Source organism: Streptacidiphilus sp. EB103A (assembly GCF_041261405.1).
In the GTDB taxonomy this organism is placed as follows: domain Bacteria; phylum Actinomycetota; class Actinomycetes; order Streptomycetales; family Streptomycetaceae; genus Streptacidiphilus.
In genome coordinates this window covers 42,711-68,205 of the sequence record NZ_JBGCAQ010000020.1, presented here as the reverse complement: position 1 = coordinate 68,205, position 25,495 = coordinate 42,711, and the positions used below count along the sequence as shown (strand labels likewise).

At 72.3% G+C, this 25,495-nt stretch carries 21 protein-coding genes and 1 pseudogene; 10 read left to right on the top strand and 12 right to left on the bottom strand.

Annotated elements, in window-relative coordinates; translation table 11 throughout:
• Positions 1-21: 21 nt before the first annotated feature.
• Positions 22-1,134, bottom strand: a complete 1,113-nt coding sequence (locus ABH941_RS30035) for a glycosyltransferase (RefSeq protein ID WP_370132713.1) — start codon at positions 1,132-1,134, stop codon at positions 22-24.
• Between the two features lie 177 nt (positions 1,135-1,311).
• On the opposite strand from ABH941_RS30035, the gene ABH941_RS30030 reads away from it, so the two are divergent.
• Both ABH941_RS30030 and ABH941_RS30025 read left to right on the top strand, forming a co-directional pair.
• Complete coding sequence (locus tag ABH941_RS30030) at positions 1,312-2,100, top strand: class I SAM-dependent methyltransferase (protein WP_370132712.1); 789 nt, start codon at positions 1,312-1,314, stop codon at positions 2,098-2,100.
• Positions 2,101-2,192: 92 nt separating this feature from the next.
• Entirely contained in the window at positions 2,193-3,284 is a 1,092-nt protein-coding gene (locus ABH941_RS30025) for a lysylphosphatidylglycerol synthase domain-containing protein (RefSeq protein ID WP_370132711.1), read from the top strand.
• Between the two features lie 724 nt (positions 3,285-4,008).
• Here the strand turns inward: ABH941_RS30025 and ABH941_RS30020 are convergent.
• From ABH941_RS30020 to ABH941_RS30010, 3 genes and pseudogenes are all read right to left on the bottom strand, one after another.
• Positions 4,009-4,167, bottom strand: a pseudogene (locus tag ABH941_RS30020) (type IV toxin-antitoxin system AbiEi family antitoxin domain-containing protein); the annotation flags it as partial.
• Positions 4,168-4,242: 75 nt separating this feature from the next.
• Positions 4,243-5,367, bottom strand: coding sequence for a ferritin-like domain-containing protein (locus ABH941_RS30015; RefSeq protein WP_370132710.1), 1,125 nt, complete (start codon positions 5,365-5,367; stop codon positions 4,243-4,245).
• Between the two features lie 122 nt (positions 5,368-5,489).
• Positions 5,490-7,037 (bottom strand): aldehyde dehydrogenase family protein, encoded by a 1,548-nt coding sequence (locus tag ABH941_RS30010; protein ID WP_370132709.1) that lies wholly within the window; start codon positions 7,035-7,037, stop codon positions 5,490-5,492.
• Between the two features lie 335 nt (positions 7,038-7,372).
• On the opposite strand from ABH941_RS30010, the gene ABH941_RS30005 reads away from it, so the two are divergent.
• A complete protein-coding gene (locus ABH941_RS30005) occupies positions 7,373-7,969 on the top strand; it encodes a M23 family metallopeptidase (protein WP_370132708.1) in 597 nt (198 codons plus the stop codon).
• A 7-nt stretch (positions 7,970-7,976) separates the two neighbouring features.
• Here ABH941_RS30005 and ABH941_RS30000 read toward each other — a convergent pair whose 3' ends face one another.
• Complete coding sequence (locus ABH941_RS30000; RefSeq protein WP_370132707.1) at positions 7,977-8,579, bottom strand: TetR/AcrR family transcriptional regulator; 603 nt, start codon at positions 8,577-8,579, stop codon at positions 7,977-7,979.
• A gap of 191 nt (positions 8,580-8,770) precedes the next feature.
• Here ABH941_RS30000 and ABH941_RS29995 point away from each other — a divergent pair, with 191 nt between their 5' ends.
• Complete coding sequence (locus ABH941_RS29995; RefSeq protein WP_370132706.1) at positions 8,771-10,381, top strand: MDR family MFS transporter; 1,611 nt, start codon at positions 8,771-8,773, stop codon at positions 10,379-10,381.
• Positions 10,382-10,518: 137 nt separating this feature from the next.
• Here the strand turns inward: ABH941_RS29995 and ABH941_RS29990 are convergent, their stop codons facing one another.
• Positions 10,519-11,412, bottom strand: a complete 894-nt coding sequence (locus tag ABH941_RS29990; RefSeq protein WP_370132705.1) for an A/G-specific adenine glycosylase — start codon at positions 11,410-11,412, stop codon at positions 10,519-10,521.
• 159 nt (positions 11,413-11,571) lie between these two features.
• Here ABH941_RS29990 and ABH941_RS29985 point away from each other — a divergent pair, with 159 nt between their 5' ends.
• Positions 11,572-12,459, top strand: a complete 888-nt coding sequence (locus ABH941_RS29985; RefSeq protein ID WP_370132704.1) for a hypothetical protein — start codon at positions 11,572-11,574, stop codon at positions 12,457-12,459.
• 35 nt (positions 12,460-12,494) lie between these two features.
• Here the strand turns inward: ABH941_RS29985 and disA are convergent, their stop codons facing one another.
• Both disA and radA read right to left on the bottom strand, forming a co-directional pair.
• Positions 12,495-13,601 (bottom strand): DNA integrity scanning diadenylate cyclase DisA, encoded by a 1,107-nt coding sequence (gene disA / locus ABH941_RS29980; protein WP_134003456.1) that lies wholly within the window; start codon positions 13,599-13,601, stop codon positions 12,495-12,497.
• A 226-nt stretch (positions 13,602-13,827) separates the two neighbouring features.
• Entirely contained in the window at positions 13,828-15,234 is a 1,407-nt protein-coding gene (gene radA, locus ABH941_RS29975) for a DNA repair protein RadA (protein WP_370132703.1), read from the bottom strand.
• 147 nt (positions 15,235-15,381) lie between these two features.
• On the opposite strand from radA, the gene ABH941_RS29970 reads away from it, so the two are divergent.
• The gene (locus ABH941_RS29970; protein ID WP_370132702.1) at positions 15,382-17,172 is read left to right on the top strand and encodes a hypothetical protein; all 1,791 of its coding nucleotides are present in this window, start codon (positions 15,382-15,384) and stop codon (positions 17,170-17,172) included.
• 7 nt (positions 17,173-17,179) lie between these two features.
• Here ABH941_RS29970 and ABH941_RS29965 read toward each other — a convergent pair whose 3' ends face one another.
• On the bottom strand, positions 17,180-17,998 hold the full coding sequence (locus tag ABH941_RS29965) for a hypothetical protein (RefSeq protein ID WP_370132701.1): 819 nt from the start codon (positions 17,996-17,998) through the stop codon (positions 17,180-17,182).
• A gap of 102 nt (positions 17,999-18,100) precedes the next feature.
• Positions 18,101-18,916 carry an AIM24 family protein gene (locus ABH941_RS29960; RefSeq protein ID WP_370132700.1) on the bottom strand — a complete coding sequence of 272 codons (816 nt, stop codon included), beginning with the start codon at positions 18,914-18,916 and terminating at the stop codon, positions 18,101-18,103.
• A 151-nt stretch (positions 18,917-19,067) separates the two neighbouring features.
• On the opposite strand from ABH941_RS29960, the gene ABH941_RS29955 reads away from it, so the two are divergent.
• From ABH941_RS29955 to ABH941_RS29940, 4 genes are all read left to right on the top strand, one after another.
• Entirely contained in the window at positions 19,068-20,003 is a 936-nt protein-coding gene (locus tag ABH941_RS29955) for a Ppx/GppA family phosphatase (protein WP_370132699.1), read from the top strand.
• A gap of 457 nt (positions 20,004-20,460) precedes the next feature.
• A complete protein-coding gene (locus tag ABH941_RS29950; RefSeq protein ID WP_370132824.1) occupies positions 20,461-21,267 on the top strand; it encodes a sugar phosphate isomerase/epimerase family protein in 807 nt (268 codons plus the stop codon).
• 124 nt (positions 21,268-21,391) lie between these two features.
• Complete coding sequence (gene ilvD, locus ABH941_RS29945) at positions 21,392-23,236, top strand: dihydroxy-acid dehydratase (RefSeq protein WP_370132823.1); 1,845 nt, start codon at positions 21,392-21,394, stop codon at positions 23,234-23,236.
• 22 nt (positions 23,237-23,258) lie between these two features.
• Positions 23,259-23,756, top strand: coding sequence for a hypothetical protein (locus ABH941_RS29940; RefSeq protein ID WP_370132698.1), 498 nt, complete (start codon positions 23,259-23,261; stop codon positions 23,754-23,756).
• 7 nt (positions 23,757-23,763) lie between these two features.
• Here ABH941_RS29940 and ABH941_RS29935 read toward each other — a convergent pair whose 3' ends face one another.
• Together ABH941_RS29935 and ABH941_RS29930 are read right to left on the bottom strand one after the other, a co-directional pair.
• Positions 23,764-24,915 (bottom strand): hypothetical protein, encoded by a 1,152-nt coding sequence (locus ABH941_RS29935; RefSeq protein WP_370132697.1) that lies wholly within the window; start codon positions 24,913-24,915, stop codon positions 23,764-23,766.
• A gap of 107 nt (positions 24,916-25,022) precedes the next feature.
• Entirely contained in the window at positions 25,023-25,484 is a 462-nt protein-coding gene (locus tag ABH941_RS29930; RefSeq protein WP_370132696.1) for a hypothetical protein, read from the bottom strand.
• Positions 25,485-25,495: the final 11 nt, after the last annotated feature.

The window sequence follows — 25,495 nt, the reverse complement described above, 5'->3', positions numbered from 1 at the left end:
GGTCGACCGAAGGCTTCTCCTTCAGCCCCTGGTGAGCAGGCTCACCAGGGGCTGAACCACTTCCGCGGGACCGAAGCGGTCCTCCGCCGCCGCGCGGGCCGCCTGCTTCATCCGGTCGAGCTCGCCCCGGTCCTCGGCGAGTTTCCGCAGCGCCGCGGCCAGCGCCTCCGGGTCGCCGGGCGGTACCAGTACCGCCGCGTCGCCCAGCTCGCGCCGCTGCGGCCCGGTGTCGGAGGTGATCAGGGCACAGCCCGCGGCAGCCCCCTGGAAGACCTTGTTGGGGACCACCCGCAGGGCCTTGGGCCCGGTGCCGAAGATGCCCAGGCAGACGTCGTGACCGGCCACCACGGCGGGGAGCTCGGCCGCGGGCACCCAGTCCAGCCAGCGGACGGACCCGTCGGTCGGGGCTGCGCTCCTGGCCGCCTCCGAATCCTGGCCCCGTCCGATCATCGTCAGCTCGACGGCCACGCCGTCCAGGGCGGCCATCGCCGCGGTGATGACGGGCGCGCCCTGCAGCGGGGTGAACAGACCGTAGAAGACCACGCTCAGCGGGGCCGAAACGGCGTCTGCGGAGGTGCGGGCCGCCGCAGCCGCGGCGCCGGCCTCGAACCAGTGGTCGGGTGCGCCGACCGGGACCACGACCGCGCGCTCCCTGGCCGACTCCGGCAGCGCCGCGCGGTGCTCCTCGGTGTCCACCACGACCACCGAGGCGGCCCGCAGCGCACCCGCGTCGATCGCCCGCAGCAGCATCTGCTTGACGCCGCCGGAGGACAGCCTGCGGTCCCTGGCCGTGTCGCTGGCGCTGATCAGGTGGTCCAGCACGATCGGCGTCCGCCGGAACAGCAGCCGGGCCAGCCGCACGTCGAAGTGGCCGAGGTAGCCGACCAGGACCACGTCGGGCCGCGGCATCCGCCGGGCCGCCCGGGCCAGCTGCCACCAGCGCCCGGCCAGGCGCAGCAGCAGCAGCGGCACCCGCCACGGCTGGGCCAGCATGGCCACCCGCCCCGCGGTGTCCAGCCCCAGCGGGACGTTGCATTCCCGGACGTCCATCCCGTGGGCGCGCAGCCCGTCGGCGATGATGCCGACCCGGGGGTGAGCGGACGTGTCGTAGGTGCCGAAGACCAGTACGCGCATGGGACGAACAGTAGGGCACCGCGCCGTGCCGGCCGCGAGGAGCCCGAGAAGTTCGGCGAACATCCGGTGAACACACAGAAAGCGGATCTCGTTGCGGTGAAGGCAAACCAGCTAAAGTAACCGCCGTCATAGTGAAAATGCATGTCATCGCACTTAGGGGTACCTATGGACGCCAGGATGACGGACCATGCCGGTTCGGCGCCGGTCATGGACGCGGTGGCACCGCTGATGCCGAATACCTGGCTGAGGTTCGACGCCATCTCCCGACTGCTGCCCGACGGGGTGACCGACGTCCTGGAGATCGGCTGCGGGCAGGGAGCCGTGGGAGCGCGGCTGGCACTGCGCTACGACGACTACCTCGGCATCGAGCCGGATGAGACCTCGTACAGCGTGGCCAGCGGCCGCGTGGCCGCGGTCGGCCGGGGCGAGGTGAAGAACGTGATGGCCAAGGAGCTGGGCGACCGGCGGTTCGACCTGGTGTGCGCCTTCGAGGTGCTGGAGCACCTGGAGGACGACCGGGCCGCACTGGCGGAGTTCGCCGCGAAGGTGAAGCCAGGAGGCTGGCTGCTGCTGTCGGTGCCCGCCTACCAGAGCCGGTTCGGCCCGTGGGACGAGCTGGTAGGGCACTTCCGCCGCTACGACCCGCAGGGCCTGACGGAACTGCTGCACGACGCCGGCTTCGAGGATGTCGAGGTCCTGCACTGCGGCGCCGGTCTGGGCTTCGTCCTGGAGGGCGTACGGAACGCGATCGGGCGGCGTCGGCTGGCGCGCAGCGCGGCGGACACATCGATCGAGGAGCGCACGGCCGGCTCCGGCCGGCTGTTCCAGCCGAGCGGTCGGCTGCGCGGCGCCGCCATTCGGCTGGGCACCGACCCGTTCCGGCTGCTGCAACGGGCGTTCCCCGACAAGGGCACTGGATTGGTCGTACGGGCCCGGCTCGGCGACGGCGCGGGCGCTGACGCCTGACCGGGGACAAGCGGGTGTCCGCCGGGTGAACGGGGGCGGCGCGGGCATGGGCGGCTTGGCCTGGTTCCGCCCGAGGGGCTTATGCTCCCCGCATGCCCGACCCCGCAGTCAACCAAGCCGAGCAGGATGTTCCTCAGCAGCCTCCAGCCCCGGCGCCCCAGGCCGGGCCGACCCGGATCGGCCGCCTGCGCGGCCTCATGAGCAAGGGGCCGCTGGGCCGGGTCGTGCGGGTGGTCTTCGTGCTGGCCGCGGTCGGGCTCGGGTGCTACGCGCTGGTCTCCCAGTGGAGCCAGGTCAGGTCCGGGCTCTGGGATCTGGGCTGGGCGGGCGTGGCCGGGGCCCTGGTCGCCTTGCTGCTGGCGGCGCTGACCTCCATGCAGGCATGGAGGGTACTGCTGGCCGGCTTCGGCTCCAGGCCGCCGCTGCGCGGAGCCGCGCAGGTGTTCTTCGTCGGGCAGCTCGGCAAGTACCTCCCGGGTTCGGTGTGGTCCGTGGTGGCGCAGATGGACCTGGGCCGGGCGTACCGGATCCCGCCGCGCCGCTCGGCGAGCGCTGCCGCGCTCGCGATGCTGGTCGCGCTGGTCAGCGGGCTGCTCTGCACGGTCTGTGCGCTCCCCTTTCTGCAGGGCGGTGCGATCGGCCGCTACGGCTGGGCGTTCCTCGCGGTCCCGGTGATCCTCGCGGTGCTGCACCCCCGGCTGCTCAACCCGCTGCTGGAGCGGCTGCTCAGGCTGGCCCGTCGGCCGGCCCTGGAACACCGGGTCTCCGGCCGTGCGATCGGCCTCTCGCTGGCCTGGTCCCTGCTGTACTGGGCGTTGGTCGGGCTGCAGATCTGGATCCTGGCGGTGAGCATGGGCGCCCCCGCCCTGAAGGCGCTCGCCCCCTCCATCGGCGGCTTCGCCTTCGCCTGGAGCGTCGGCTTCCTGATCGTGATCGACCCGGCCGGGGCCGGGGTGCGCGAGTTCATCCTGATCGCAATGCTGTCGCCGGTCATGGACGAGGGTCGGGCCACGGCGGTGGCCCTGGTGTCCAGGGTGCTGACGATCGTGGCTGATCTGCTGACCGCTGCGCTGGCAGGCTGGTTCGGTCGGGGTATGGCCGCGGCGGCGGCAGCCGCGGCTCAGGACGCTCAGCAAGGCCCGGAGGCTCCGGAGGGCCAGGGCCAGGGCCAGGGCCTCGGCTGAGCCGTAGCTCGTCCAGCGCCGACCGCACCAGTGCGGCCGCGCCCCCCGGTTCGGCGACGTCGGCCCAGGTGAAGCGGAGCAGCGGCTGGCCGTTGCGGTGCGAGCGGGCCGGGCCCTCGCGTCGGCCGCAGGTCTCGCCCAGCAGTGGGCGGCGCAGGCCGCGGTGCCAGCAGAAGGCCGAGCGCGCCACCTGGAGCTGGTCCGGGGCGACCCCGCCGCGGACGCAGTCCAGCCGGACGGCGGACTCCAGCGGGTCCGCAGCCCGTCCGTCCGCGAGGGGCAGCAGAGACCGGGCCGGATCGGCCCGGGGCCGGTAGCGCAGGGCGCGGTCGACGGCGCTGAGGTCGACCAGCAGGCCCTGGTGCAGGGCCGAGTCCAGCAGGCTGAGCCCCTGGTCCTCCGGTAGCCGCAGCAGCAGGTCGGCCACGGTGCGCGCGACCGAGGTCAGCGGCAGGCCGCGGCGGCGGACCACCTCGCCCGGCCCCAGCGCCGCCAGGTGCAGCCGCAGCCGCAGATCGGGCCTGGGATGACGGCCGCGCGGCAGATAGACGTCGACATGGGGCGGTTCAGTCGCGAGCCCGCGCAGCCGCAGCAGTCGGGCCGCCGTGCCGAGGCCGATCACGCTGCTGGGACCGCAGCGCAGATGGGCCGCCCAGGCCCGGGCCAGCAGCGGTGGTCGGCCGCCCGGGCCGCGCGCCGTGGGCGGGGTGGTCAGGTACACCCCGTGGTGCATCGCGGCCCAGCGGCCCTGGCGGACCAGGACGCGGATCTGGTCGCGCGGCAGCCCGGCCTCCAGGGCCTGGCGCGCCAGCACGACGCCGCCCTGACGGCGGGCGAGGACCTCGACGGTGCGGTGTGCGGATACTGCTGCGGAATGGGTCATGGCCCGAGCCTGCCGTGCCCGGGCCGACTCCGCACATCTGCCCTGTGGATAACTCCGTTCCGGTCTGATGATCAGTCAGGAGGCGCTGGCGGCGCCCTCGACGGCGCCTTCGGCGATGGCCTCCTCGACCTCCGCCACCCGGGCCGCCTCCTCGGCGGCGAACCGCTCGGCGTCCAGCTGCTCCGCTATCTCCTCGTCCTGACGCATCAGCAGGTCGAGGTTGGAGTCGCCCAGTTCGAGGACGCCCATGTCGACGTACGCCTGCTGCAGCTTCGGCCCCCACAGCCCGATGTCCTTGACGCAGGGCACGATCCGGGAGAACAGCAGCTTGCGGAAGAACTGCAGGTACTCGCTCTGCTCGCTGATCTCCTCGGCGTCCTTCAGCGGGATGCCGAAGTTGGTCAGCACCTCCACCCCGCGCAGCCGGTCCCGCATCAGGTAGCAGCCCTCGATCACGAACTCCTCGCGCTCGGCGAGCTCCGCGGCGGAGAGGCCGGCGTAGTAGTCGCGCAGTGCCATCCGCCCGAACGCCACGTGCCGGGCCTCGTCCTGCATCACATAGGCCAGCAGCTGCTTGGGCAGCGGCTTGGTGGTGGTGTCCCGCAGCAGCCCGAACGCGGCCAGCGCCAGGCCCTCGATCAGCACCTGCATGCCGAGGTAGGGCATGTCCCAGCGGGAGTCGCGCAGGGTGTCGCCCAGCAGCGCCTGCAGGTTGTCGTTGATCGGGTAGAGCATCCCCATCTTCTCGTGCAGGAACCGGGAGTACAGCTCCGCATGGCGGGCCTCGTCCATGGTCTGGGTCGCCGAGTAGAACTTGGCGTCCAGGTCCGGGACGGACTCGACTATGCGCGCAGCACACACCATGGCGCCCTGCTCACCGTGCAGGAACTGGCTGAACTGCCAGGAGGCGTAGTGCCGGCGCAGGTCGGCGCGCTCCTTGGAGCTGAACTTGGCCCAGTACGGGGTGCCGTGGATGGCCATGGCCTCGTCCGGCAGCCCCAGCGGGTCGTAGGGGTCCACCTCCAGGGACCAGTCGATGCGCTTGACCGCGTCCCACTGCTTGTCCTTGCCCTTCTGGTAGAGCGCCAGCAGCCGCTCCCGGCCGTCGTCGTACTCCCAGTTGAAGCGGGCCGATCCGGTGGCCGGGACGGTCCAGGTTCCTTCGGTGACCGGGACCGTGTAGAGGGGGTGGGTCGACATCGAGGCGCTCCTCGTCGTGTGCGTTGCGCGGGTGGTGCAGGGCACATGAAGGAGCGTCACACGAAGTTACCGGCGGGTCAACGGTCCGAGTGAACCGGCTGGGTCAAAGAACCGGACGGGGGTCAGCGGGTCGGGTAGAGGGAGTAGCCCGGGAAGTTTCCGTAGAGCTTCTCGTCCTCGCCCTCGGGGCCGTGGCTGACCGCCTGGACCAGCAGGTCCCCGCCGACGAAGGCACCCTTCCAGGACGCGCCCAGGCCGCCGAAGACCTCCTCGCGGTCCCCGCGCGAGCGGGGCTGGTTGATGCCGACCTTGAAGGCCAGCAGGTCCGGCGCGATCCTGGCGGCGAAGTCGGGGTCGTCGGTGGCGATGCTGGCCACCAGCGAGCCGTTGCCCGCGTTCATGGCGGCGAGCAGTTCCGACTCGGTGTCCACCAGGACCACCGAGTCCAGCGGCCCGAACGGCTCGGAGTGGTGCAGCGCCCAGTTGGGCGGCGGGTCCAGCACGCTGGCCGGGGCGATGTAGGCGCCGGTGTCCTGGCCGGGCAGGAAGCTGCCGTCGGCGAGGGTGCCCCGGTGCAGCGGGACGGCGCGGGCGATCACCGCGTCGTCGAAGTGCCGGACCAGCTCGGCGGCCTTGGCGGCGTGGATCACCGGGCCGAAGTCCAGCTCCGGCAGCGGCGCCTCGGGATCGGCGACGGCCAGCGGGTGCCCGAAGCGCAGATTGCCGAGGACGGCCAGATAGGTCTCCAGGAACGCCGGGAAGAGCCGGCGCTGCACCACGTAGCGCGGATAGGCGGTGCAGCGCTGCTTGGCGTACTCGAAGCCCTTGCGCAGATGCGCGGCCAGCGTCGGCCAGTCGCTGTAGTCCCAGACGCCCCAGGTGTTGAGGCCCTCCTGCTCCAGGAAGTGACGGCGGTTCAGATCAGCGAGCGAGGTCGCGGCCCGGCGTCCGTTGGCCCGTCCGCCGACGAAGGCGAGTGCGCCCAGGCCGGGGGAGCGGATCAGCGAGTCGGCGATCTGCGAGCCCATGCCGGAGAGCAGGGTGACCGGAAGCCCGGCGCGGCGCATCAGCGCGTGCGCCAGCGTGAGGCAGTGGAAGCCGCCCTGCGACGGGGTCTTGGCGATCACCGCGTTGCCGGCCAGCAACTGCACCAGTTCGGCGTGCACCTGGACGCTCATCGGGTAGTTCCAGCTGGCGATGTTGGAGACCGGCCCTGGCAGCGCGGTCCGCGAGCCGAGCTGGCGGTCGATGTTCTCCAGGTACCAGCGCACCCCGTCCAGGGCGCGGTCCACATCGGCGCAGGCCAGCCGCCAGGGCTTGCCGATCTCCCAGACCAGCAGCATGGCCAGCAGGTCCCGTTGGCCGGCCAGGGCCTCGACGGCGGCCAGGACCCGGGCCTTGCGCTCGTCCAGGGGCGTCGCCGACCAGCCGCGGTGCTCGGTGACGGCGAAGTCGACGGCGGCCGCCGCCTCCTCGGCGCCGATCCTCGGCGGCCCGGGGATCGGGGTGCCGTCCAGCGGCGTGCTGTGCTCGCCAGGACTGCCGGTGGCGTGCCAGTCGCCGCGGACCAGGTTCAGCAGCCGGTCGGGGGTGAACGCCTCGGGCGCGGCGGCCAGGCAGCGGGCGTAGGTGTCGTCCCAGGAAGTCCCGGGCTTGAGCTGGAGGGTCACGGTGTCGCTCCTGTTCGAGGGGAGGGAGCAGGTGCACGGTGCCGGATCAGGGCACCGAGACTGGCACAGCCCGGGTACGGGCGATACGGGGCCCCGGGGGTCTGTGGTCCTTCTCACGGTGGCCGCCGGGTGGCCCGGCATGGAGCAGTGGCCGCAGACGTATCGGGGCACACGCGGCATCAACGGCATCAGTGGCGATTCACAGTTTTACGGCCATAGTCCCCTAATCTCCTACTGAAGCAGCCCGAGAGCAGGACGAGGTCGAACCCCTGATGTACAGCGCCCATGCTAGGCACGGCTGTCGCCGACGGCATGCCCACCGTCGTACGGCCCTGATGGCACTGGCTGCGACCGGAGCGCTGGCCTTCGCCACGATCGGCCTGCCGGCGATGGCGGCCGCGACGGGCAGCCCGGAGGTCGCCCCGGTGGTGTCGGGCGGCAGCGCGGACGCCGCACAACAGGCGCCCGCGCCGGCTGTGCAAGCCGCAGCCGCTGCCAGGCGGGCCACTGTCCCCACGCGGGCCCAGTGGTCGGCCCCCGTCCCGGGCGCGCCGATGAGCGAGGCGTACGGCGTGGTGAACAGCGAGTACGCCGCCGGCTACCACACCGGCACCGACTTCGCCGTCGACGCCGGCACCGACGTGCTCGCGGTCGGCGACGGCACCGTGGTCTCGGCGGAGCGGCAGACCTGCTACGGCAACACCGTGGTCGTCGAGCTCCCCGACGGCCGCTACGCCCTCTACGCGCACCTGTCGGCCTTCGATGTGACGGCAGGTCAGCAGGTGCGGGCCGGCCAGCGGGTGGCCCGGTCCGGCGACACCGGCAACTCCACCGGACCGCATCTGCACTTCGAGATCCGTACCGCCGACCACTACGGCGCGGACATCGATCCGCTGGCCTACCTGCGGGGCAAGGGCGTCACCGACTTCTGAGCAGCGCTCAGCGCGGGCCGGGCCCGCCGATCCCCTCGGCGATGTCCAGGGCCACCCGCAGGGCGACCTCCCGTCGGCCCTCCGCGTCCGGCAGCCCGACCGACGCCTCGGGGTCACTGACGCAGGCCTCGCCGATGAACTGGGCGACGTTGACGGTCATCAGCGAGATCGAGGCGCGCACCCGGTCCTCGAAGGTCGGGTCGGGGCCGAGCATCAGCTTGGTGAGCGCGAACATCAGGTCCTTGAAGCGGCCCCCCACCTTCAGCTCGCGGATGGTGGGCTGGTTCTCGTGGAAGAACCGCAGCAGCGGCTGCCGCGACTGCATGCCCTCGGCGAAGCGGCGCACGATCTCGTCCCGCAGGGCCGGGCTGTACGGCTGCTCCCGGCCCCAGGCGATGGCCTCCTCGATGGGCGCGCTCATGGTGTCCACGATCCCGGCGAGGATGTCCTCCTTGGTCCGGAAGTGGTAGTACAGCGCTGCCTTGGTGACGCCCAGGCGGTCGGCGATCTCGCGCAGGGAGGTCTTGTCGTACCCGTGCTCGGCGAACAGTTCCAGGGCGATGTCGAGGATGCGCGCCCGGGTGTCCCCGCGAGGTGTCTGGGTGGTCATCGCTCCGCCTGATTGCCTGTCCGGTGAGAGGGGTGCCGCACACTTCTGCGCGTAGGTTAGCGGCCGTTCGCGCAGGTCCCGCCAGGGATGGCGAAAAGTGGGTTGACGGCCCCCACCAAGTGAGCTTACCGTGCCGCTGTCGAGGGTACTAGCCGGTCGGCAGGTAAGTCCGTGTACGGGGAGGCAGAGGGATGGCCCAGGACCAGATTCCGCAGCAGGGGGAGGCGGCCGACGGCGGCGCGGCCCCCGATCCGGACGCGCAGATCATCCGCTCCCCGCGGGAGATCCGGATCGTGCTCAGCGGACTGCTGATCGCGATGCTGCTGGCGATGCTCGACAACATGATCGTCGGCACCGCGATGCCGACCATCGTCGGCGACCTCGGCGGCGTCAACCACCTCTCCTGGGTGGTCACCTCCTACATCCTGGCGACCACGGCCTCCACCCCCATCTGGGGCAAGCTCGGCGACCTCTACGGCCGCAAGGGCATCTTCATGGCCTCGATCGTGATCTTCCTGGCCGGGTCCGCGCTGTCCGGGCTCTCCCAGAACATGAACGAACTGATCATCTTCCGGGCGCTGCAGGGCCTGGGCGCCGGCGGCCTGATCGTCGGGGTCATGTCGATCATGGGCGCGCTGGTGCCGCCCCGCGAACGCGGCAAGTACCAGGGCATGTTCGCGGCCGTGATGGCCGTCGCGATGATCGGCGGACCCCTGGTCGGCGGCACCATCACCGACCACCTCAGCTGGCACTGGATCTTCTACATCAACCTGCCGCTGGGCGCCCTCGCCCTGATCGTCATCGCGGTCACCCTGCACCTGCCGCAGGTCCGCTCGACCGCCCGGATCGACTACCTGGGCGCGGGGCTGCTGACGGTGGGCATCGTGGCGTTGGTCCTGGTCACCACCTGGGGCGGCCAGAGCTACGCCTGGGGCTCCTGGCAGGTCGCCGGGATGCTGGCGCTGGCGGCGGTCTCGCTCGCCGGATTCGTACGGGTCGAGCAGCGGGTGGCGCAGCGCGGCGAGGAGCCGGTGCTGCCGCTGCACCTGTTCCGCAGCCGCAACTTCAGCCTGATCTGCGGTCTGGGCTTCGTGGTCGGCTTCGTCATGTTCGGTGCGATCACCTTCCTGCCGCTCTACCAGCAGAGCGTGCAGGGCGCCTCGGCCACCAACTCCGGGCTGCTGCTGATGCCGATGATGCTGGGGGTGCTGGTCGTCTCCCTGGTCGTCGGACAGGCCGTCACCCGCACCGGGCGGTACAAGATCTACCCGGTGGTCGGATCCCTGGTGATGACCGCCGGGATGCTGCTGCTGTCCCTGCTGGACACCGGCACCAGTCGGTTCACCTCCGGCCTGTTCATGGTGGTGCTGGGCGCCGGGCTGGGCTTCCTCATGCAGCTCACCATGCTGGTGGCGCAGAACAGCGTGGCGCTGCGGGACATCGGCGTCGCGTCCAGCAGCTCCACCTTCTTCCGCACCATCGGCGGCTCCTTCGGCGTCTCCCTGTTCGGCGCGCTGTTCAGCTCACGGGTCACCCACACCATGACCGAGCGGCTCGGCGCGAGCGGCGGCAAGGCGATCGCGGGCCACGCCCAGCTCACCCCGGGGATGCTGACCCACCTGCCGACCCCGGTGCGGGAGGCGTACGACCACGCGGTCGCGAACGGGGTGCACAGCATCTTCCTGTGGGGCGCGCTCATCAGCGCGGCGGGCATCGCCATCGCGTTCTTCCTGAAGGAGGTCCCGTTGAGGGCCACGCCCAAACCTTCGGAGGCTGAACCCCAGGTCGCGGTTGAGGTCTGAGGCAGGTTCTTTGGCTGCGGACCGTAGGTGGCTTGTCGCGCAGTTCCCCGCGCCCCCAGCGGGTTGCAACTGAGTCAGTTGCAGATGCTCAGGGGCGCGGGGAACTGCGCGACAAGCCACCCGCAAAGGCAGGGCGCTCAACCAGGCAGCCGATACACCCCCGGTGCGACCGGCTCCACCAACCCGTCAGCCACCAGCCCGTCAAGTGCCCGCCCCCGCTGCACAGAATCCCCCCAGACGGCGTCCAACGCGTCCTGCGGGACCTCCCCATGGGCCTCCCGCAGCACCGCGAGCAGCTTGCCCCGCACCTGACGGTCGGTCCCCGCGTACGTCTGCCCCTTCCGTGGCGGCCCGTCGTGCGCGGGGTATCCCGCCCCGCGCCACGCGCACTCCCGTGCCACCGGGCACCCCCCGCACGAGGGCGTCCGCGCGGTGCACACCAGCGCGCCCAGCTCCATCACCGCGACCGCCCAGGTCGCCGCGGTCTCCGGGTCCTCCGGCAGCAGCTCCGTCGCGATGCGCCGCTCCGCGGCCGTCGTCGCCGTCGGCGGGTACTCGCGGCCGTCCACCAGCCGCGCGAACACCCGGCGGACATTGGTGTCCAGCACCGCGTGCCGCTGCCGGTGGGCGAACGAGGCCACCGCTGCGGCGGTGTACTCGCCGACGCCGGGCAGGGCCAGCAGCGCCGCGTGGTCGACCGGGACCTCCCCGCCGTGCTGCTCGGTGATCGCGGTCGCCGCCGCATGCAGCCGCAGCGCCCGGCGCGGGTAGCCGAGGCGTCCCCAGGCCCGTACCGCCTCTCCGGCGGGCGCCGCGGCGAGGTCGGCCGGGGTCGGCCAACGCTCCATCCAGGCCTGGTACATGGGCAGCACCCGCTTCACCGGGGTCTGCTGCAGCATGAACTCACTGACCATCACCGCCCAGGGCCCGGCGGACGGCTCCCGCCAGGGGAGCTCGCGGGCATGCTCGGCGTACCAGCCGAGGACGGCTTCGTGGAGGACGGCACGGTGGAGGTCAAGAGTCTCTGTCATAGCGCCGTCGATCCTCGCACACACCGGGTCACCGGGAAGTAACCGGAACGGTGGTGCGAAACCATCCGAACGGACCATCAGGACGATGATGTGAAAGAAGGGGCCCCAGGTACGGCGGTGTTGCTCTGAGCGGGGGTTGATCTCTCGTAAGGTTTGCTCGTGCCCTCTCTGCGCAATCCCGTCGGACCGCTGCCGTCCTCCATCTACTGGCGACGGCGCCTGATCGTGCTCCTCGTCGCCCTGGGGGTACTGGTACTCCTGCTGTGGCTGTTGCTGCCCGGCGGGGGCGGGAAGAAACCCGCGGCGGCCGGGACGGCCTCCTCGCATCCCGTGACGTCGATCACACCCGGGCCGACCGGGACCGGCGGCTCCAACGACGGGACCGCCTCGGGCGGCGGCACCAGCTCCGGCAGCGGCGGGAGCAAGAGCCCCAACCCGTCCGGCAGCGCGTCGTCGAGCGCCCCGGCCGGGACCAACGGCGGGACGGTGGTGACCGTCACCGGCGGCGCCTCGGGCGGCAGCAGCACCACGAGCGGGAGCAGCGGCTCCGGCAGCGGCTCGACGGGTGGCAGCAGCACCACCGGCACCAGCGGGAGCACCACCCCGCCGAACTCCGGCGGCACGATGAACCTGCCGGTGTGCGCCGCGGCCGACGTGGAGCTGTCGCTGACCAGCACCGAGCAGTCCTACAACTCCTCGCAGTGGCCGACCTTCCAGCTCGCCATCAGCAACACCAGCGGCGCGGCCTGCCGGGTCGACCTCGGCGCCAAGTCGGCCGTGCTCACCGTCAGCAGCGCCGGCAACAGCCACGTCTGGTCCTCGGGCGACTGCCCCCGCGACGCCTCGTCCCAGTGGTACGCCGTGCCGGCCTCGACCACCCCGGTCGACGCGGAGTTCCAGTGGTCCAGGATCACCTCGACCCCGGGCTGCACCCCGGGCGGCGGCGGTGGCGCCGTGGGCGCGGGGACGTACGTCGCCCGGGTCGGGATCGCGGGCGTGACGGTGCAGCCCTCGCACCAGTTCAAGCTGGCTCCGTTCGGCAGCTGACGGACCCGGCGCGGCCGGACCGGTCGCCGGATCCGTCAGACGTAGCGCTCCAGGATCGAGGACTCGGCGAGCCGGGACAGCCCCTCGCGCACCGAGCGGGCCCGCGACTCGCCGACCCCCTCGACGGTCTGCAGGTCGTCGATGCTGGCGGCGAGCAGCTTCTGCAGCCCGCCGAAGTGCTCCACCAGGCGCTCGATGACCGTGTTGGGCAGCCGCGGCACCTTCGCCAGCAGCCGGTAGCCGCGCGGGCTGACGGCGGCGTCCAGGGCCTCCGGGGTGCCCGGGTACCCGAGCGCCTTGGCGACCGTCTGCAGGTCCAGCAGATCGCCGTGGGTCAGCCCCTCCAGGTCGGTCAGGACGTCCTGGACGGTGCGGCCGCGCTTGGCCGCGCGCTCCGGGAAGTAGTCGCGGGCGACCAGTTCGCGCTCCGGCTCGACCCCGGCGATCAGCTCGTCCAGCTGGAGCGACAGCAGTCGGCCGTCGGTGCCCAGCTCGATCACATAGCCGGCGATCTCACGGTTGATCAGGCGGACCATCTCCAGCCGCTGTGCGACCGCGGTCACATCACGGACCGTCACCAGGTCCTCGATCTCCAGCGCGGAGAGGGTGCCGGCGACCTCGTCCAGGCGCAGCTTGTAGCGCTCCAGGGTGGCCAGGGCCTGGTTGGCGCGGGAGAGGATCGCGGCGGAGTCCTCGATGACCCGGCGCACGCCGTTCACATAGAGCGCGATCAGCCGCATCGACTGGCTGACCGAGACCACCGGATAACCGGTCTGCTTGTTGACCCGCTCGGCGGTGCGGTGCCGGGTGCCGGTCTCCTCGGTGGGGATGTTGGCGTCCGGGACGAGCTGTACTCCGGCCCGGACGATCCTGGTGATGTCCTTGTCCAGGACGACGGCGCCGTCGAGCTTGCAGAGCTCGCGCAGCCGGGTCGCCGAGAACTCCACGTCGAGGACGAATCCGCCGGTGCTGAGGGCCTCGACGGTCTTGTCGAAGCCGACGACGATCAACCCGCCCGTACGGCCGCGCAGTACGCGCTCCAGGCCGTCGCGCAGGGGCGTGCCTGGTGCTACGGCGCTCAGTGAGGCCCGCAGAAGGGCCTCCTCGCGGGAGGAGCGATCCGCCCGGTCGTTGGCTGCCACGGGACGACTCCTCCGGTGGGGTGCGGTGTGCGCTCATGAGTTTACCGTCGGCCACGGGCGGCGGTGCCGGGTTATTGACGTGGGGCCTCGGTGAGCGGTAGTCGCGGGCCTGCAGGGGCTCTACCTCGGGGGTGGCTTGTCGCGCAGTTCCCCGCGCCCCCAAGCGGCTGCAACTGGCCCAGTTGCACATGCTCAGGGGCGCGGGAACTGCGCGAACGGCAACCGGCTACTGCGTAGCGGCCTCCGCGGGACGTGCAACTTTACGGCGGCCGGGAATCGCGGCCAAAGCTTCACCAATGGTCGCGACCTCGGTGACCCGCATGCCCTTGGGGACCTTCCCCGGGTCCGGCGGAACCAGCGCGTGCGTGAACCCCAGTCGGGCCGCTTCGGTGAGGCGGCGTTCGACGCCGGTCACCCGCCGCACCTCCCCGGCCAGGCCGACCTCGCCGATGGCGACCAGGTTGGCCGGCAGCGGGGTGTCCGCCGCCGAGCTGGCCACCGAGAGCGCGATGGCCAGGTCCGCCGCCGGTTCGGTGAGCTTCACCCCGCCCACCGTCGCCGTGTAGATGTCGAGTTTGCCCAGCCGTACCCCGCCGTGCCGTTCGACCACGGCCAGCACCATGGCGATCCGCGGGGACTCGAGCCCGGAGGTGGTCCGCCGGGGGGAGGGGATCTGCGAGTCCACCATCAGCGCCTGCACCTCGGCGACCAGCGGGCGGCGGCCCTCCAGGGTGACGGTCAGACAGGTCCCGGGCACCGGCTTGTCCCGCTTGGTCAGGAACAGCCCGGACGGGTCGGCCACGCCGGAGATCCCGGCGTCGTGCAGTTCGAAGCAGCCGACCTCGTCGGTCGCGCCGTAGCGGTTCTTGACGCCGCGGATGATCCGCAGCCGGGCATGGCGGTCGCCCTCGAAGTGCAGCACCACGTCCACCAGGTGCTCCAGCAGCCGGGGTCCGGCGATCGAGCCGTCCTTGGTGACATGGCCGACCAGCAGGGTGGACATGGCACGGGCCTTGGACACCCGGATCAGGGCGGCGGTGACCTCGCGGATCTGCGCGGGTCCGCCCGGGGCGCTCTCCAGCTGGGCCGAGGCGACGGTCTGCACCGAGTCCAGGATCAGCAGCGAGGGCTGGACCTGTTCGATATGGCCGAGGACGGCCGCGAGGTCGGTCTCGGCGGCGAGGTAGAGGTGCGGGGAGAGCGCGCCGATCCGGTCGGCGCGCAGCCGGACCTGGCTGGTCGACTCCTCGGCGGTGATGTAGAGGGTGCGGTGCGCGTCACTGGCCGCCTTGGCGGCGACGTCCAGCAGCAGCGTGGACTTGCCGACGCCGGGTTCTCCCGCGAGCAGCGCGACCGCGCCCGGGACCAGGCCGCCGCCGAGCACCCGGTCCAGCTCGGCGATGCCGGTGGCTCGGGAGGCGGCCACCGTGGCGTCCACCTGCCCGATCGGGCGCGCGGCCGTGCTCACCGGGCCCGCGGCGGTGGTGCGGACGGCGGGGGCGCCGTACTCCTCGATGGTCCCCCAGGCATTGCACTCGGTGCAGCGGCCGGTCCATTTGGGCGGGGTGTTGCCGCATTCGGTACAGCGGTACGAGGAGCGCGGGGCCTTCGTTGAGGTGGTTCGGGCTGCCATGCCGTGAACGCTACAGCGCGCTACCGACAATCCGGCCGGGGCCCGGTCATCGCGCCTCGTTCACGCGGGAGAGCGACGGTCACCCGAAAGGGCTATCTCGGAGTCATCCGCCCACCGACTGTGCGGGTGCGGCCTACCGTCGGTGGAGTGACCACCGACTCGCAGGCCAGAGCCGTACCGCGGTCCCGTGTCCGATCGGCGGAGGCGGGAGCGCGGGCGACCGGCGCCCGCGCCCTGGAGGAGGGGTGGGAGGAGTTCGGCGACGCGCTGTTCACCTACTGCCTGTCGGTGCTCTGCGATCAGGAGGAGGCGGTCGCGGCCGTGCGCGAGCTGCGGCAGCTCTCCGCGCGGCACCGGCGCCGGCTGCGCCGCCCGGAGGAGCTGCGCGCCTGGCTCTACGCGCTGGCCCGGCACGTCTGCCTGGTGCGGATGGAGGCCGAGCCGATCCGGGCTCTGACGCGCCGTCCGCTGGGGCGGCACAGCGCCGAGCACGCCCGGCTCGAACTGCTGGCCTGGCCGGAGGCGGCCGGGGTGGCGCCGGCCCAGCGGGAGGCGCTGGAGCTGGTCGGGCGGCACGGCCTGGACACCGCCGAGCTCGCGGCCGTCCTCGACCTGCGCGCCGACCAGGCGGGGGTGCTGCTGGCGCAGGCGGTCTGCGAGCTGGAGCGCACGGCGGCGGCGCTGGCCGTGCTGGCGGCGGCGGACTGCCCGGAGCTGTCGGTGCTGGGCCGGGGGCGCGGCGCGGTGCTGAGCGCGGCCCTGCGCGGCGAGCTGGTGAACCATGTGGACGAATGTCCGACCTGCCGGGGTACGGCCGAGCGGGCTGCCGCGGCCGGGCCCTGGCCGGGGACGTTCCGCGCACCGGGCGCGCTGGCGCTGGTGGAGGCGCCGCGGGAGGCCCGCAAGGCGTCCGCCGGCGATCGCTTCTTCGCCTCACTGGGTCTGGGCGTCGGCGTCGGCGCCGGCGCCGCGACCGGGGCGGCCGGCGCCGGCGCGCCTCCCGACCGGCGTGAGCTGCGCTTCGACCGGCGCGGTTTCCCGATCCACCGCAGCGCCGCGGCCGAGCGGGCCGGGATGCTGCGGCAGCGCACGGTGGCCGGATCGGTGATCGCCCTGGTGGTCGCCGCCCCGGTGGTGGCGCTGTGGGCGACGCATCAGGGGGCGAACCTGCCGGAGGACCCGGTCTCCTCGGTACGGGTGGATCCGGCTGCGGTCGCGGCCGACGGTCCGTCAGCAGCGACGTCGGCGTCGACCGGCGCCGCGGTGGGCTCGTCGGCGCTGCCGCAGGCGCGGCAGGCCAGCCTGTCGGTCGCGGTCGCCGACAGCGCGCTGCCCGCACCGCCCGGATTCCCCGCGGTCGTGTCGCCCCAGGGGGGCGGCCCGCTGGCGCCGCCACCGGTGCGGCTGGAGGTCAGCGCAGGCGAGTTGGGCGGCCGTACCGTCGTCACCCTGGTCAACAGCGGTGGTACGCCGGTGGCCTGGCAGGCGTCCACCGTGGCGACGTGGCTGCGACTGAGCCGGGACAGCGGGACGCTCCAGCCGGGGGAGCGGCTCACCCTGGTGATCACAGTGGACCGGTCCGCGCTGCCGGAGGGCCCGTGGACGGCGTTCGTCTGGATCACGCCCTCCGGCTCGGTGGTGACCCTGCACGGTCCGGGCGCCGGACCCTCCGGCGGCGGTCGCCGGGGCATGCCGCCGCCGACGGCCGGGAGCAGCGCCGGCCCGCCCCCCGGCGGTGCGCCGACCCCGGCGCCGCCCACCTCGCCGGCCGGCCCGCCACGGACCACGCCGCCCGCGAGCTCCGCGTCGCCCAGTTCGGCGCCGCCCAGCGACCCACCGACGGCCTCGGCCTCGCCGTCCGCGACCGCGTCACCGTCCGCGAGCACCTCCCCCTCGGCGTCCGCCTCGGGCACCGCCTCGCCCTCGCCGAGCGGCTGACGTCGGGTCAGCCCTGGGGCGCGTCCGCCGGGTGCGGCGCGACCGGGTCGCCGGGCGCGGCCAGGCGGCGTTCGCACAGCTCTGCCAGGACGGCGTAGCCGCCCGCGCCCATCAGCTCGATCAGTTCGGGCCGGTAGCTGACATAGACGGGATCGGCGCCGACATGGGCGTCCGGGCTGCCGGTGCACCACCACTGGAGGTCGTGGCCGCCGGGACCCCAGCCCCTGCGGTCGTACTCGCCGATGGTGACTTGGAGGTAGCGGGTGTCGTCCGGCCGGTCGATCCAGTCGTAGGTGCGGCGCACCGGGAGCTGCCAGCAGACGTCGGGCTTGGTCTCCAGCGGCTCCTTGCCCTCGCTGAGCGCCAGGGTGTGCAGCGAGCAGCCCTCGCCGCCGGGGAAGCCGGGGCGGTTGAGGAAGATGCAGGCGCCGTCCACCCGGCGGGTGCGCAGGTCGCCGTCCTCGTCGGGCTCGCTGATGCCCTTGGGGCCGGTGCCCTTGCCGTGGAACTGCCAGGTCTCGGGGGTGAGCCGGGCCGCGTGTCCGAGGACCCGCTTCCGGTCGTCGTCGTCGGACCAGTGCGCCCCGAGGGTGCAGCAGCCGTCACTGGCCCGACCGGGCCGGATGCCGTGGCAGCCCCGGCCGAAGATGCAGGTCCACCGGGAGGTCAGCCAGGTCAGGTCGCAGCGGAAGACCTGCTCGGCGTCCTCGGGGTCGGCGAACTCGACCCAGGCGCGGGCGAAGTCCAGCGGGACCTCGCGCTTGCGCGCCGCTGCCGCGGCCTTCTTCGCAGCCTTCTCGACTGCCTTGCGATCGGTGATTGTCACGTCTACGGCTGGCACCCGGCCACCCTACGGCTTCGGTGCTGCTCCAGCCGCTACGGCCTGCGGCCGGGCGGGTGAGCGCGGCCCCTGTCGCTCCCCGGCCTGCTACTCCACCCTGGTCGAGAACAGGCCGCCGGTGGCGCCCTGCTTGTCCCCGCCCTGGGCCTTCCGCAGCGCGTTGGCCAGGCCCTCCAGCGTCATCGACTGCAGGATCACCTTCCCGTTGCCCTCCAGGGTGGCCAGCGACAGCCCCTCGCCGCCGAACATCGCGTTCATGACGCCCTGTCGGTTCATCCGGCCCACCCGCTCCACCCCGTAGCGCACACCCTCCTCGAAGGCGACGATGCAGCCCGTGTCGACCTGCAGCTTGCCGCCGAAGTCGGACAGGTCCAGGTCGATGAAGTTGCCGGCGCCGGCGATGATCACGGTGCCCTGGCCGGTGAACTTCTCCAGGATGAAGCCCTCGCCGCCGGACATCCCGGTGCGCAGCCCGGAGAAGGCGATGCCGAAGTTCACTCCCGACTCGGCGGCGACGAAGGCGTCCTTCTCGGCCAGCCAGGACCGCCCCGGGGTGATCTCCAGCGCCCGCATCTCGCCGGGCAGCGTCCCGGCGAAGCCCAGCGTGCCCTCGCCGCCCTGGGCGGTGAAGTACTGGAACGCGATGCTCTCGCCCGCCAGCATCCGCTGGCCGGCCTGCATCGCGGTGCCCATGGCCTGGCGCAGCATGCCGCCCATGCCGCCGCCCCCGCCCTGGCCGCCGCCCTGCTGGTTGCCGTTCGGGGCGGAGATCCGGGTGTCCATGCTCACGTTCACGGTCTTGAACAGGAACTTCCCGGCTTCGCAGTAGACCGTCTGCCCCGGCTGGAGCTGGACGACGGCCATCTGCATGGCGTTGCCGACGATCTGGAGTTGCAGGGCCACAGCGGATCTCCTCGGGGGACGGACCGGTCCACCGGTGAACGTACCGGGCAGCCCGGCCGTTCCTGGCCGGAGCCGGTGGCCGCCGCCTGCTCCGGGACGGCAGACCGCCCCGGGATGATGGGCCTCCCGCGGTCGCGTACCGTGGCGCTTTATGCGACTCGGCGTACTCGACGTGGGATCAAACACCGTCCACTTCCTGGTGGTGGACGCGCACCCCGGTGCTGCTCCGCTGCCCGCCTACTCGCACAAGATCGAACTCCGGCTCGCCGAGCTGCTCGACGCCGACGGCGCGATCGGCGAGCTGGGCGTCGAGCGGTTGGTGGAGATGGTCGCCTCCTCGATGCGGGTCGCCGAGGACAAGGGCGTCGAGGAGGTCCTGCCGTTCGCCACCTCCGCCGTCCGCGAGGCCGTCAACGGCGAGGAGGTGCTCAAGCGGGTCCAGCGGGAGACCGGCGTCGAACTGCAGGTGCTGTCCGGCGGCGACGAGGCCCGGCTGACTTTCCTGGCCGCCCGCCGCTGGTACGGCTGGTCGGCGGGACGGCTGCTGCTGCTGGACATCGGCGGCGGCTCGCTGGAAATCGCCTGCGGCCTGGACCAGCAGCCGGACGCGGCCGTCTCGCTGCCGCTCGGCGCGGGCCGGCTCACCGCCGGGTGGCTGCCCGGGGACCCGCCGGAGGCCGAGGACGTACGGAAGCTGCGCCGCCATGTGCGCGCCGAGATCGCCAGGACGGTGGCCGAGGTGGTTCGGCTGGGCGCGCCGGACCGCTTCGTGGGGACCTCCAAGACCTTCAAGCAGCTGGCCAGGATCACCGGCGCGGCCCGCGAGGCCGACGGCCCCTACCTGCCGCGCAAGCTCACCCGGGGCTCGCTGTCCGCCTGGGTGCCGCGGCTGGCGGCGATGACCGCGGGGCAGCGGGCGCTGCTCCCCGGCGTCTCCGAGGGTCGGGCCCGGCAGCTGCTGGCCGGGGCGCTGGTGGCGGACGGTGCGATGGACCTGTTCGGGGTGGACGAACTGGACATCTGCCCCTGGGCGCTGCGCGAGGGGCTGATCCTGCGGAGGCTGGACCAGATGTCCGGCGAGCAGTAACGACCGGCGGACGGGGGTGCCGACAGGCCCGGCCCGCGCGGATGCTTCGTACACCTGTCCGGAACATGTCGCGAGTGGTGAGGCGCTGTCCCCTCCGGCGGCGGACGCGCATACTCTGTCTCCCGTGGCGGAACCAACGGACGACACCCCGACGCCGGAACAGCCCGCAGCGGCCAAGGCCACCAGGGCGAAGCAGGCCGGCGCCGTGAAGCAGCCCGGAACCGTGAAAAAGGCCGGCGCCGTGAAGAAGGCCGTGGCGGTCAAGCGGGCCGCCGTGAAACAGGCCGCGGGCGCCGGGAAGAAGGCCGTCGCCAAGAAGGCGGCCGCCAAGTCCGCGAAGGCCACCAAGTCCGCCAAGGCCGCGACGTCAGCGACGTCAGCGACGTCCGCGCCGGGGCTGACGGTCACCCCCCGCGCCCTCGCCGTGCCCCCGTCCGCCCGTGCTCTCGGTGCCCCGATAGTGGTCCCGGACGCCAAGGTCGCGCTGTCCACCGCGTCCGTCTACCCAGAGAACACCGCCGCCGCCTTCGAGATCGCCGGGCGGCTCGGCTACGACGGCGTCGAGGTGATGGTGTGGACCGATCCGGTCAGCCAGGACATCGAGGCGCTGCGCCGACTCTCCGACTACCACGCCGTCCCGATCCTGGCCGTGCACGCGCCCTGCCTGCTGATCACCCAGCGGGTCTGGGGCACCGACCCGTGGGCCAAGCTGGTCCGGGCCAGGGCGGCGGCCGAGAAGCTCGGGGCGTCCACGGTCGTGGTGCACCCGCCGTTCCGCTGGCAGCGGCAGTACGCCCGGGACTTCGTGCAGGGGGTCTGGCGGATGGCGGACGAGACCGACGTCCGTTTCGCGGTGGAGAACATGTATCCCTGGCGCTACCGGGACCGCGAGGTCGCCGCCTACGCGCCGGACTGGGACCCCACCACCGAGGACTACCGCCACTTCACCGTCGACCTCTCCCATGTCGCCACCTCCCGCACCGACGCCCTGGCGATGGTCGGCCGGATGGGCGACCGCCTCGCCCATGTCCACCTCGCCGACGGCTCCGGCTCCGCCAAGGACGAGCACCTGATCCCCGGGCGCGGCACCCAGCCCTGCGCGGAACTCCTGGAGGGACTCGCCCGCCGGGGCTTCGACGGACATGTGGTCCTGGAGGTCAACACCCGCCGCTCGCCCGGCCCGGTCGAACGCGAGGCCGACCTGGCCGAGGCCCTGGCCTTCACCCGGCTCCACCTGGCCGCGGCCAGGGCGGTACGGCACTGACCCGGGGGCTTCGCGGTGCGCTCCCGGCTCCATGTGGCGTACCGCATTCCGGACAGCGTGTCCGAGGCGCGGGCAGCAAGCGTAGGCTCGTTTGTCACAACGACGGATGCAGGAGATGAGCACAGTGCCCGAGCTGAGGTCTCGTACGGTTACCCACGGTCGCAACATGGCCGGCGCCCGCGCCCTCCTCCGGGCCGCCGGGGTAGCCCGCGAGGACTTCGGCAAGCCGATCATCGCGGTGGCGAACAGCTTCACCGAGTTCGTGCCCGGGCACACCCACCTCCAGCCGGTCGGGCGGATCGTCTCCGAGGCGATCAAGCAGGCCGGCGGGATCCCCCGCGAGTTCAACACGATCGCCGTGGACGACGGCATCGCGATGGGCCACGCCGGGATGCTGTACTCGCTGCCCTCCCGCGACCTGATCGCCGACTCGGTCGAGTACATGGTCGAGGCGCACTGCGCCGACGCGCTGATCTGCATCTCCAACTGCGACAAGATCACCCCGGGCATGCTGATGGCCGCGCTGCGGCTGAACATCCCGGTGGTGTTCGTCTCCGGCGGCCCGATGGAGGCCGGCAAGGCGACCCTGGTCGACGGCACCGTCCGCAAGCTGGACCTGGTCAACGCCATCTCGGACGCGGTCAACGAGAACGTCTCGGACGAGGACATCGCCCGGATCGAGGAGAACGCCTGTCCGACCTGCGGGTCGTGCTCGGGGATGTTCACCGCCAACTCGATGAACTGCCTGGCCGAGGCGATCGGCCTGGCCCTGCCCGGCAACGGCTCCGTCCTGGCCACCCACACGGCCCGCAAGGCGCTGTACGAGGACGCCGGCCGGACGGTCGTCGAGATCACCAACCGCTACTACCACCAGAACGACGACTCGGTGCTGCCGCGCAGCGTGGCCTCCCGGGCCGCGTTCGAGAACGCGGTCGCCCTGGACATCGCCATGGGCGGGTCCACCAACACGATCCTGCACCTGCTGGCCGCGGCCCAGGAGGCCGGCCTGGACTTCGACATGGCCGACATCGACGCGCTGTCGCGCCGGCTGCCCTGCCTGTCCAAGGTCGCGCCCAACGGCTCGTACTACATGGAGGACGTGCACCGCGCGGGCGGCATCCCGGCCATCCTCGGCGAGCTGTACCGGGGCGGACTGCTGAACGAGGACGTGCACACCGTGCACAGCGCCTCGATGGCGGACTGGCTGAAGCAGTGGGACATCCGCGGCGGCTCGCCCTCCCCGGAGGCCGTGGAGCTGTTCCACGCCGCGCCCGGGTGCGTGCGCTCCGCCAGCGCCTTCTCGCAGTCCGAGCGCTGGGACACGCTGGACACCGACGCGGCCGGCGGCTGCATCCGCGACATCGAGCACGCCTACTCCACCGAGGGCGGCCTGGCCATCCTCTACGGCAATCTGGCCGTGGACGGCTGCGTGGTGAAGACCGCCGGTGTCGACGAGTCGATCTGGCGCTTCTCCGGCCCGGCCGTGGTGGTCGAGTCGCAGGAGGACGCGGTGGACGCGATCCTCACCAAGCGGGTCAAGGAGGGCGACGTCGTCGTCATCCGCTACGAGGGGCCCAAGGGCGGCCCCGGTATGCAGGAGATGCTCTACCCGACCTCCTTCCTCAAGGGGCGCGGGCTGGGCAAGGCCTGCGCGCTGATCACCGACGGGCGCTTCTCCGGCGGCACCTCGGGCCTGTCGATCGGCCATGTCTCGCCCGAGGCGGCCTCCGGCGGGACCATCGCGCTGGTCGAGGACGGCGATCTGATCACCATCGACATCCCGGCGCGCTCGATCAAGCTGGAGGTGTCGGAGCAGGACCTGGCCGAGCGCCGCAGCGCGTTGGAGGCCGGGACCGGCTACCGGCCGAGGAACCGCGAGCGCAAGATCTCGGCGGCGCTGCGGGCCTACGCGGCGATGGCGACCAGCGCGGACAAGGGCGCGGTCCGGGACGTCTCCCGGCTGGGTTGAGCGCTGCCGCATAATCGGTGCTGTGTCAGAGAAAGCAGAACGCCCCGCCCCCCAGCCTGAGCCGATCCGTTTCTTCGGCACAGGCTGGGTCACCCACGACGCCGCGTACTGGCTGCGGCGCGTCGGTGTGAGCATCGGCGCGCTCCTGGCCGCGGGCGCCGGCGCGGTGCTGATGCGCCTCGGGGTGCAGGGCGTGTTCGTCTCCGCCGCCGGATCCCTGGTGAACACCCTGCTGGTGGTCGCCGTGGCGATCTCCACCTGCGTCGCCGCGATCCGTACCTGGACCCTGCTGAGCAAGGGCCGTGCCTCGCTCGGCGGCTGGATGGCCGACGAGAAGTCCGTCGGCCCGATGCTGCTGATCGGCTTCGTCGGCATGCTGCTCGCGTACTTCCTGCGCAGCCTGATCGAGGCCCCGGGCGAGGCCGAGAAGCGTTCCCGCTACGAACTCGCCCTGGCCGCCCACGCCCGCCGCCGCACCCCCGCCGCGGCGGGCGGCGGCAGCAAGCGCAAGCGGCGCTGAGGGGACGTCAGTTCCTGGACGCGAGGCCGCAGCTGACCTTGTGGTTGATGTCGCCGATGCCCGCGTAAGGGTCGTAGGCCGGTCCGCTGGGGGTACCGCTCGCGCTCGGGGCGGCCGAGGTGTCGGAACGCAGGGTGTCGAAGGAGGGGTTGAGATACCCGTTGTACACCCCGCACATGGAATTGCTGCTGCGGCCTTCGCTGCTGGCGATGGACAGGCTCCCGGCCTTCACGTCGTACCGGGCAGGATCGTAGAAGTCAAAGTCGAGGACATGATGGGCGATGGTGCGCTCGACCCGCGAGTTCCCGGTCACACCGGTCGCACCGGCCGGTCGGAGCGCGTACACGAAGATGAAGTCCGCGTGCACCAGCAGCCCGTTGTGTCCGTCGCCCTTGAAGGTCAGCATGCCCTTGGTCCGCACCGCATCGGTGGCCGGCACGGCGTAGTCGGGTTTGAAGCGGCTCACCCAGGCGACAGGGTCGTTCTGCTTTGACGGCTTGGCGACGGCGGAGCGGAACCAGGTCGCCTGGTCGTGCTGGAGCAGTGCCGCCACCGGCTCGGTCGGGCCACCGGCAAGGATCTTCGGGTCGAGGAAGGCGGTGGTGAGGAAGGTCCGCGTGGTCGCCAGATCGGTGGCCACCTCGGCCGAGGAGAACGCCCCCACCCCGTGGGTGGACGGCAGCACGATGCCCGCGACGCCGGTCGGCCAGCTCTCGGCCGGGGAGTCGGCGAAGGGGTGCGCCACCGTGGGGATCGCCGGGTCGGCGACGATCGCGGGCGCCGTGCTCGTCGAGGGCTGTGCGTCGGCTGCCGCCGCGGAGCCGCCGGCCTTGCCGCCGAGGTGCTTGCTGAACCAGTCGGCGACGGCGCCGGAGTTCATGCCCACCAGCACCAGGGCCACGGCCAGCAGCACGAAGAGCGGCATCTGCCAGTTCCCGGCCAGCTTCAGCTTCAGCCGGCGTCTGCGCCGGGGCGTGGGGGCGGGACGGAAGCCGGTGTCGGTCGGCGGGTGCTTCTTCCACTTGTCGGCCAGCATCCGGGCCCGGGCGGAGCCCTCCTTGTGCTGGGCGCCCTTGATGAAGTCCGCGTCCAGCACCAGCCCCTCGAAGGGGTCGGCGTCGTCGGGGGCGGCATCCTGTGGATCTTCAAGCGTCGGCACGCGATCAGTATGGCGATGCTCAAACGTGCATACGGAAAGAGTCGGGTGTGAAGATCCCGACCCTGTCCGTGCTTTCCGCCGTTATGCGGCGGATGATGCGGTGTGCGTCAGTAGCTGCTTCCGCCACTGCTGCGACGGGCTCCTGCGACCGCGCCGACGACGCCGACGATCGCGCCCAGGATGGCCGCGTGCCACAGCGCGGTGAAGATGCTCATGAAGACGCCGTCGCTGCTCAGGATGTACTGGGTGATGGTGTTGGTGACGAAGAGGCCGACGGCCGGGACGGCAGCGGTCTGCCAGGGGTGCTCCGCCGCCCAGCGGCGCAGCCTGCGGTCGCCGCCCTTGCTCAGCATCGAGCCGGCGCCGCCGATCAGGAAGAACAGGAACAGGGTGACGCTGGCCGGCCAGGCGAGCATGCCCAGCGACCAGTGCAGGCTGATCAGCTCCAGGCCGAGGGTGGCGCCGCCGCCGACCACGCCGACGGCACCCGCGGCGCGCCAGGGGCCGTGCGTGGCCGAGGCGACGGCGAGCTGGCTCGATTCGCGGGATGAGACATCACTGCTAGTCATGCCTCCACGGT